General features: G+C 58.5%; 9 protein-coding genes and 1 riboswitch. All 9 genes read left to right on the forward strand.

Annotated features, from left to right (window positions below; genetic code table 11):
* Positions 1 to 802: c-type cytochrome (locus JN12_RS20055; protein ID WP_145026202.1), on the forward strand; the 802-nt coding region annotated here is incomplete at its 5' end.
* 40 nt (positions 803 to 842) lie between these two features.
* Positions 843 to 1,223 (forward strand): c-type cytochrome, encoded by a 381-nt coding sequence (locus JN12_RS20060; protein WP_145026205.1) that lies wholly within the window; start codon positions 843 to 845, stop codon positions 1,221 to 1,223.
* Positions 1,220 to 1,639 carry a twin-arginine translocation pathway signal protein gene (locus JN12_RS20065; protein ID WP_145026208.1) on the forward strand — a complete coding sequence of 140 codons (420 nt, stop codon included), beginning with the start codon at positions 1,220 to 1,222 and terminating at the stop codon, positions 1,637 to 1,639. Before JN12_RS20060 ends, JN12_RS20065 begins: the two co-directional genes overlap by 4 nt.
* Before the next feature lie 17 nt (positions 1,640 to 1,656).
* On the forward strand, positions 1,657 to 3,243 hold the full coding sequence (locus tag JN12_RS20070) for an FAD-binding oxidoreductase (RefSeq protein WP_145026253.1): 1,587 nt from the start codon (positions 1,657 to 1,659) through the stop codon (positions 3,241 to 3,243).
* Between the two features lie 39 nt (positions 3,244 to 3,282).
* Positions 3,283 to 4,785 carry an FAD-binding oxidoreductase gene (locus JN12_RS20075; RefSeq protein ID WP_145026256.1) on the forward strand — a complete coding sequence of 501 codons (1,503 nt, stop codon included), beginning with the start codon at positions 3,283 to 3,285 and terminating at the stop codon, positions 4,783 to 4,785.
* A 24-nt stretch (positions 4,786 to 4,809) separates the two neighbouring features.
* Entirely contained in the window at positions 4,810 to 4,983 is a 174-nt protein-coding gene (gene tatA, locus JN12_RS20080; RefSeq protein ID WP_145026259.1) for a twin-arginine translocase TatA/TatE family subunit, read from the forward strand.
* A gap of 32 nt (positions 4,984 to 5,015) precedes the next feature.
* Complete coding sequence (locus JN12_RS20085; protein ID WP_145026262.1) at positions 5,016 to 5,783, forward strand: SDR family NAD(P)-dependent oxidoreductase; 768 nt, start codon at positions 5,016 to 5,018, stop codon at positions 5,781 to 5,783.
* A gap of 41 nt (positions 5,784 to 5,824) precedes the next feature.
* Positions 5,825 to 5,945, forward strand: a riboswitch (molybdenum cofactor riboswitch).
* Positions 5,939 to 7,381 carry an aldehyde dehydrogenase family protein gene (locus JN12_RS20090; RefSeq protein ID WP_145026265.1) on the forward strand — a complete coding sequence of 481 codons (1,443 nt, stop codon included), beginning with the start codon at positions 5,939 to 5,941 and terminating at the stop codon, positions 7,379 to 7,381. Its footprint overlaps the riboswitch before it by 7 nt.
* Before the next feature lie 169 nt (positions 7,382 to 7,550).
* A partial coding sequence (locus JN12_RS20095; protein ID WP_170242101.1) for a DUF1302 domain-containing protein occupies positions 7,551 to 9,003 on the forward strand: 1,453 nt, incomplete at its 3' end.

The following is a 9,003-nucleotide window of genomic DNA, read 5'->3' on the forward strand; positions in this document are numbered from 1 at the left end:
CCGGGACCTGCTCCTGAAAAAGATCAGCCGCGACAAGAATCCGGCCTTCTTCGACCGGGTGGTGACCATGAAGCCGGAGGTCAGGCAGGTCGTGATCGGTGAGTTCAAGGAGGTCGAGCGCTGCCCCACCTGCCACCTCGGCATCGACGACCCCCTCTTTGCCAATGCCCGGCAGCCGTTTCGAGCCCACCCCAATCCGGAGCTCCTCAAAAAGCATCCGGTGGAAAAGTACGGCTGCACCATCTGCCATGGCGGCCAGGGGCTGGCCACCACCGTTCACGGGGCCGCCCACAAGACCATCGCCGACTGGCCGGTGCCGATGGTGCAAAAGGGGCTCATGCAGTCCCGCTGCGGCATCTGCCACAAGGATTTCGCCGCCATCGGCGCGGATAAGCTGGTCAAGGGCCGGGAGCTGTTCAAGGAGATGCACTGCGCCGGCTGCCACCAGATCGACAAGCAGGGGGGCGCCGTCGGCCCCGAGCTGAGTGCCTTTGCCGACAAGGACCCCGGCAGCTTCGACTACAGCCATATAGAGGGGGGCCATTCCAAGCAGGCCTGGGTCGTGGAGCACTTCAAAAACCCCAAAAAGGTCACCCCGGGCTCGCCCATGCAGCTCCCCGCACTGAACGACTATCAGGTCGAATGCCTGGCAAGCTTTGTATTAAGTCTCAGCCAGCGGGAATTCACCCGGCAGTACACCTCCAAGGTCAAAGCGGACTTTGTCCCCCCAAGGGTGGACCTCATTATGCCGGAGACCGATCTGTCCGTACCCGCAGGGGATGAAAAACGTGACGAGGAGTAACACCCCGGCCTTGGAAACCTTACCGATGAGGAGTGAGAGTATGAACCGGAAAACCATAAAGATACTTGCGGCAGTGCTGGTCTCGGGGATGCTGTTGAGCGCCGTGGCCCAGGCCCAGGAACCGCCGAAAATGCCCTACGTCTTCGCCATGTACTGTGTGATGTGCCACAAGCTAGGGGTGCAGATCGGCCCGATAGGCATCTATGACATGATGTCGAAGAGCGGCAACCCGCTGCACGAGCAGTATATCCGCAACAATACACGCTTTGGCTTCAATGCGATGCCGGCCTTCAGGGTGTCGGAAGTAACCCCCAAGGAATTGAACGCCATCGTCGCCTATCTGAAGGATGTGGCCGCCTACCGGAAAACCCATCCCGACTTCAATCCGGCTAAGGCGACGCAAGGAGGGGTAAAACCATGATGGAATCGGCAAGAAGAGGGTTTTTCAAGCAGATATTCACCGCCGGCGCGGCACTGGCCGCAACCGGAATGGCAGCAGCCACCCCCCGCAAGGCCGAGGCGGCCGTACCGGGACAGATCAAGGGAATCTGCCTGTACGTCCCCACCCTGGGCAAGGCGAGCGACTTTGTCGAGATGATGAATACGAACGCCCCCGGCTCCTGGACGGCCAAGCCCCTGACCGGGTCACTGACCGAACATTATTTCACCACCAGGAACCTTTACGAAGAAGCACGCGGCAGCGCCAACACCCTGGTCGGCGTGGTTGACCCGGCCACCTTTGCCGTTGTTCACGAGGCGATCGTCGACAGCGGCGGTACGTTCCACTACATCACTTTTGAGGACCGGAACCGGGTGACCTTTTCCGTACAGCTGTAATTGAGGAGGTTTTGACTATGAGTAGTTTCATTGCACTGCCCAAGGGAGTTACCGAAGAAGCCTTCGCGAAAGCGATTCGAGAATACCGCGCGCTCCTCGGCGAAGACCGGGTCCGCACCGATTCGGCCTCCCTGCAGTCCTATCTGAAGATCATGGTTTCGGAAAGCGAGGAGCTGCACAAGCCATCCGCGGCGATGTACCCGCGAACGGTCAAAGAGATCCAGGCCATCGTTGCCATAGCCAACAAGTACAAGACCCCGCTCTGGACGGTGAGTACCGGGAAAAACATGGGGTACGGCTCCGCCGCCCCGGCCACCCGGGGCCAGATCGTCCTCGACCTGAAGACCATGAAGAAGATCGTTCATGTGGATGAGGAGTTGGGGTACTGCCTGGTCGAGCCGGGGGTGACCTACTACGATCTGCAGCAGCACTTCAAGAAACACAAGATGAACCTGTGGGTCGATGTGCCGGCCCCCTCGGCCATGGCCAGCCCGGTCGGCAACGGTCTTGAACGGGGCTGCGGCTATACCCCCTATGGCGAACATTTCCTCTTTACCTGCGGGATGGAACTGGTCCTGGCCAACGGCGACGTTCTCCGCACCGGCTCCGGAGGGCTTCCCAACTCCACCAGCTGGCAGTCGTTCAAGTATGGCTACGGCCCGGATCTGCACGGCATCTTTTCACAGTCAAACTACGGAATTACAACCAAGCTCGGCGTCTGGCTGATGAAGGGCCCTCCTCCGGGGGGGTACATGCCGTTTCTGATGAAGTTCCCCAAGGTGGAGATGCTTCCTGACATCATCAAGACCCTCATGCCGCTGCGCCTGGCCCAGGTTATCCCCAACGCCTGCATCGTGGTGAACGCCGCATGGGAGGCAGCCGGTTACTTCACCTATGACAAGAACGGCAAGGGGACCAACCGGAGCACCTTCTTCAAAGGCAAGGGGAGTCTTCCCCCCAAGGTCTTCCAGGAGATCATGGACAAGTACAAGGTCGGGGCCTGGAACTTTTACGCCGCACTCTACGGCTCCCCCGAACAGGTGGCCCTTTCCTGGAAATACGTCTCAGGGGCCTTCAAGGCAAAGTTCGGAGACCAGGTCAAGATCTTCACCGAAAAAGAGGCCAAGGACGATCCGATCTTCGAGTATCGCCGGCAGTTGATGATGGGTGGCAGTACCCTGCAGGAGTTCGGGCTCTACAACTGGCGCGGCGGTGGGGGCTCCATGTGGTTCGCCCCGGTGGCCGCAGCCAGGCCGTCCGAGTGCGACAAGCAGATGCGGCTCGCCACCGAGGTCCTGAACAAGTACGGCTTTGACTATGTCTCCGAGTTCATCGTCGGCTGGCGCGACATGCACCATATCATCGATCTCCTCTATGACCGTACCCAACCTGAGGAAATGGACCGGGCCCATAAATGTTTTGAGGAGCTATTGACGGTCTTCACGAAGCAGGGATACGGCACCTACCGCACCAATACCGCCTTCATGAAACAGGTGGCAAAGACCTACGGACCTGAAATGCAGAATATCCATCATACCCTGAAAAGGGCACTGGACCCGAACAATATCCTGGCCCCCGGCAAATCGGGAATTGATCTGGGGTGAGCAGGCAGCGAGGGTATTTACCAGTCGAGGAGAGACACCATGAGTCGTTTTGCTGCACTTCCCAAGGGAGTAACGGAAGAATCATTCGCTAAGGCCATCCAGGAGTATCGCGCTCTTCTGGGCGAGAACCGGGTCCGCGTCGACCCGGCTTCCCTGGAACCGTACCTGAAAATCACCATAGCTGAAAGCGCAGAGCTGCATAAGCCTTCGGCGGCACTTTGCCCGTCCACGGTCAAGGAAGTACAGACTATTGTTGCCATTGCCAACAAATACAAGACCCCGCTCTGGACGGTATGCAACGGTGAAAACGAGGGGTACGGCTCTTCAGCTCCGGCTACCCCCGGTCAGATCGTGGTCGATCTGAAGAACATGAACAAGATCATCGAGGTCGATCAGGAGCTGGCATACTGCCACCTTGAGCCGGGTGTGACCTATAACGACCTGTACCAGCATCTCAAGAAGAAGAACATCAACCTGTGGCTCGATGTTCCGGCTTCGGCAGCGAACGTGAGCATCATTGGCAACACCCTTGAACGCGGGTGTGGTTACACCCCCTACAGTGAAAAGTTCATCTTTTCCTGCGGCATGGAAGTGGTCCTTCCGAACGCCACTCTTCTCAGGACCGGAATGGGGGGGATTCCCAACTCAACCAGCACCCAGGTCTTCAAGTGGGGGTATGGCCCCTACGTGGATGGTCTCTTTTCCCAAGGGAACAGCGGGATTGTCACCAAGCTCGGGATATGGCTCATGCCGCCGCCACCGCCGGGAGGCTACATGCCATTCTGTATGAAGTTCTCCGACGTGGAGATGATCGGTGAGATCTTCAAGCCGCTCATGTTCCTGCGCGAAACCCAAATCGTACCCAATGCCTGTGCCGTGACGAGTGCCGGCTGGGAAGCAGCGGGCACCAATGGCAAGAAGACCGGAGCTGCAGCCTGGAGTCTCTACGGAGCAGTGTACGGCACACCGGAGCAGGTGGCCCTGAACTGGTCGTATGTTTCCGGGGCATTCAAGAAGGCGTTTGGCAGCCGGGTGCGGATCATTACCGACAATGAAGGCAAGGATGACCCGGTCTTTCAGTACCGCAAGCAGCTGATGATGGGGGTCGTATCCGATCAGGTGACCGGACTCGACAAACTGCGGGGGCGTAACGGAGGATACATGCGATTTTCGCCAACGGCATCCGCCCGGCCCGCCGAGTGTCGCGATCAGGTAAAGGTCGCCACCCGGATACTTCACCGGTACGGCTTCGACTATATCGCCGAATTCATCGTAGGGTGGCGCGATGCCCGCCATAACATTGAGATTATCTTCGACCGTACCAAGCCGGAGGCGATGAAAAAGGCCTACAGCTGCTATGACGAGCTGATGACCGCCTTCACCAAGCGCGGCTGGCTGATAAACCGCACCAATACCGCCTTCATGGATAAGGTTGCCAACACCCTCTCGCCAGAGGTGCGCAGGATAAACCGGACCATAAAGATGGCGCTTGACCCCAACAACATCATGGCGCCGGGCAAATCGGGAATCACATTGGCGTAATCGGGATAGCAAGGAGATCGGGATATGTTTGGATTCGGTATGCCTGAAATGATCATCGTGCTCGTGATCGCGCTCGTCGTGGTCGGCCCGGCCAAGCTCCCCCAGCTGGGGCAGGCGCTCGGCAGCGGCATCAGGAACTTCAAAAAGGCCTCGACCGGCGAGCAGCCGGTACAGCTCGAAGGGAACGAAAAGTTGTGACTATCACTAATAGCCTGAAAGGAGAAAAAAAGATGGGAAGACTTACCGGCAAGGTAGCAATCATCACCGGCGCAGCACAGGGGATCGGCGCAGCATATGCGGTAGGACTGGCCAAGGAAGGGGCCAGGATCGTCATTGCCGACGTGCTGGACGGCCAGAAGGCGGTTGAGGCGGTCAAGAAAGTAGGCAGCGACGCGATCTTCGTCAAAACCGACGTCAGCAGCCAGGCACAGTGCGACGCCATGGCCAAGGCCGCGGTGGACATGTTCGGCTCCATCGACATCCTGCTCAACAATGCCGCCATCTTCGGCAGCATCGTGCTGAAGCCGTTCATGGAGTGTACCTCGGAAGAATTCATGAAAGTGCTGGAAATCAACGTCCTGGGCCAGTTCCACTGCATGAAGGCGGTCTTCCCCCACATGAAGGCCAAGGGTGGGAAAATCATCAACATCGGATCATCCTCGATCAACGAGGGGGTCCCGGGGATGCCGCACTATGTGGCCTCCAAGGGAGCCATCATGGCGCTGACCCGTTCCATGGCGCGGGAGATGGGGGATTTCAAGATCAACGTGAACACCATCGCCCCCGGCTTCACCCATTCAGACGGCGGCAACAACTTCGACAAGATCAAGCAGCTGGATCTGCCCCCCCTGGAAGAGCTGCAACTCCAGGCCCGCTGCATCAAGCGGGAGGCGGTGCCGGAGGACCTGATCGGCCTGGCCCTGTTCCTCGCCACCGACGACAGCGCCTTCATCACCGGGCAGATGATCGTTCACGACGGTGGCTTGTCGTTCCATTAAATTTCCGTCCGAAAAGAGCGTTCTTTTCGGATTGAAAACCATCCAACCAATGCCTCCGAGCCTCGCAGCCTAAAGGGAGCAATCCCCATGGCTGCGGGCCATTGGGTTCCGCCGGAAACGACGGGACCTCCCCTTTTTAAAAGGAGTCCATAACTATGAAAGAATACAGACTTTTTATTAACGGAGAGTGGGTGTCGTCCTCAACCGGCACGTTAGCCGATGACATGAATCCTGCCACAGGAGAGGTGTATGCCAGGGTACATCAGGCAAGTGTTGAGGACATCGAGAGGGCCATTGCCGCCGCCTACCGGGTCAAGGATCAGTGGGGCAACACGGCTCCGGCCCTGAGAGAATCGGTCCTGATCAAGGCCGCCAGCATCCTTGATGAGCGCTGCCAGGAATTTGCCGACGTACTCATAGACGAAGGCGGAGCAACGTTCGGCAAGGCGATGTTCGAGGTTTCTTTTGTGGCCAACATGCTGCGCAGCGCGGCCGGAGAATGTCGTCGCATCTTCGGCGAAACAATGCCATCCGACGCACCGGGAGTTTTTTCCATGACCGTCCGCCGGCCCTTGGGGGTCATCGCCGGCATTTCCCCGTTCAATTTCCCGCTCCTGCTGGCAATGAAGAAAGTCTGCATGGCGCTGGCTGCCGGCAATACCTTTGTCCTCAAGCCCGCCTCTCCGACCCCGGTCATCGGCCTGAAGATCGCCGAACTGTTAGAGGCCGCAGGTCTGCCGAAAGGGGTTCTGAACGTCATCCCGGTCAAGGGAAGCACCCTTGGGGACAGGCTGGTAACCGACCCTCGAATCCGCATGGTGACGTTCACCGGTTCCACCGAGGTCGGCAAGCAGCTTGCCGAGGTCGCGGGCCGTCACCAGAAGAAGATTACCCTCGAAATGGGGGGCAAGAGCCCGCTCATCATTCTCAAGGACGCCGACCTGGATTACGCGGTCAATGCCGCCGCCTTCGGCGTTTTCCTCCATCAGGGGCAGGTATGCATGGTCAACTCGCGGTTGATCGTCGAGGCCGATATCTATGACCCCTTTTGCGAAAAACTCGTCGCAAAGACCAAAACCCTGAAGGTCGGCGATCCACGCAACCCCGACACGGTGATCGGACCGCTGGTCGAAAGCAAGCAGTGCGCCTTCCTCGACGCCCAGGTGGAGGATGCACGCTCCAAGGGGGGGCGTATCCTGTTCGGGGGCCATGCGGACGGTGGTTTCTATCAACCGACCATCGTGGCGGATGTGACAAAGGAGATGCGCATCTTCGACGAAGAGAGCTTTGGTCCGGTGGTATGCGTCATCAAGGCAGCCAACAGCGAGGAAGCCCTTCAGTTGGCCAATGACTCGTCCTTCGGTCTCTCTTCCGGGCTCATCACCAACGACCTGCAGAAGGCCTTCGACCTTTCTCTGCGGTTGGAAACGGGCATGGTGCATATCAACGACTGCAGCATCTTCGACGAGCCCCATGTCCCCTTCGGCGGGGTCAAGGACAGCGGTGTCGGCCGCGAGGGTGGCCGTTACTCAATGGAAGAGATGACGGAAGTGAAATGGATTACCGTTCAGTTGGGAAAAAGACACTTCCCTTTCTAGCAGATAGCAAAGGAGGGCACTCCTCTTAATTTAGAGACCATGGGGGATCAAATCCCCCATGGATTCGCTCAGCACCGCACGGCTGTGTTCACCTCAGCCCCCTATGCTCCAAAACTCAGCGATGTGGTCAAGTCACCGGTCAGCAGTAATAACCGAGCCAGGAGGGATTATGGGTAAACACTATCAGAGAAAGAAACTTGTCAGGGGGCTGCAACAGGGATTGGCAACGGTTGCGGCAATGGCTGTCCTGGGAATTGGCGTCAACGCCGTTGCATTCGAGATTCCGACGGACAACGAAGACGTCGTAATCCATTGGGACAACACCTTCCGGTACACCCTGGCCCAGCGCCTCAAAGGGCAGAACAAGGATCTTATCGGCAGTATCAACCATGATGACGGTAACCGCAATTTCGATGTAGGGATCGTGTCGAGTCGCCTGGACCTCCTTTCCGAAACCGATCTGGTCTACAAGAAGGATTTTGGCTTCCGCTTGAGCGGTGCCCTCTGGTACGACCCGATCTACAAGGCGGGGCTGGATAACCGCTCGCCCCAGACCTCAAACCATCTTGAAAAAGGTCAACCATCTCCCGGACTGAATCAGTACACCAAGCGGCGTTTTGCCGGGCCGGACGGCGAACTGCTGGACGCCTTCGTCTTTGGCAAACTGAATATCGGCGACGTCCCGATCAACGTCCGGGCCGGCCGGCATACCATCTACTGGGGCGAGGCGTTCTTCCCCGCTGCCGGTTCCAACGGTATTTCCTATGGCCAGTCGCCCATCGACATGGCCAAGGCGTTGGCCATGCCGGGCGTCGAGCTGAAGGAGATCTTCCGGCCGCTGAACCAGGTATCGGTCCAGGTCCAGCCGACCAACGAGCTCACCATTGCCGGGCAGTACTACCTGGAGTGGGAGTCGAACATCTTCCCGGAGGGGGGGAGTTACCTGGGGATGGTGGACGGTTGGATGAACAGCGGCGAGTCCTTCATCTTCCCGGGCCCACCGGGCGGACCACCCTTAGTTTGGGTTCCTAACGGTGGCGATCACCGGCCGAGCGACATGCGCGACTGGGGGATCAAGGTGGCCTACAGTCCCGAATGGCTGAACGGGACCCTGGGGTTCCACTACCGCAACTTCTCCGACAAGATGCCGCAGGTGCTCATGGATGCCAGTGGCTATCACAATGACTACAAATCCAACATCAGTCTCTACGGGATCAGCTTTGCCAAGCAGATCCTGGGGGTCAGCGTCGGCTCCGAGCTCTCCTACCGTCGCAACATGCCGCTGACCAGCCAGTGGTTTGCCCCGGCCGGGGCGCGCGGCGACACCATGCACGCGGTGGTGAACTTCCTGACCCTGTTGCCAAAGACCCCCCTGTTCGATACCGGCTCCGCCATTCTGGAGTTTGCCTATGGCCGCTGGAACCGGGTCAGTGAAAATGGCCAGTACTTCACCGGCCGCGCCGGGACCAATATCTTCGGCCAACCCACTAACCTCGGCATTGGCCATGCCACCAGGGACAACTCCACGGTAACGGTCAACCTGGTGCCGGAATGGAAACAGGTCCTGCCGGGGGTGGATCTGGCCATGCCGCTCAATTTCAGCGTCGGGATGCACGGCAACG

Origin of the sequence: Geobacter argillaceus, assembly GCF_007830735.1 — a bacterium.
Lineage (GTDB): Bacteria > Desulfobacterota > Desulfuromonadia > Geobacterales > DSM-12255 > Geomobilibacter > Geomobilibacter argillaceus.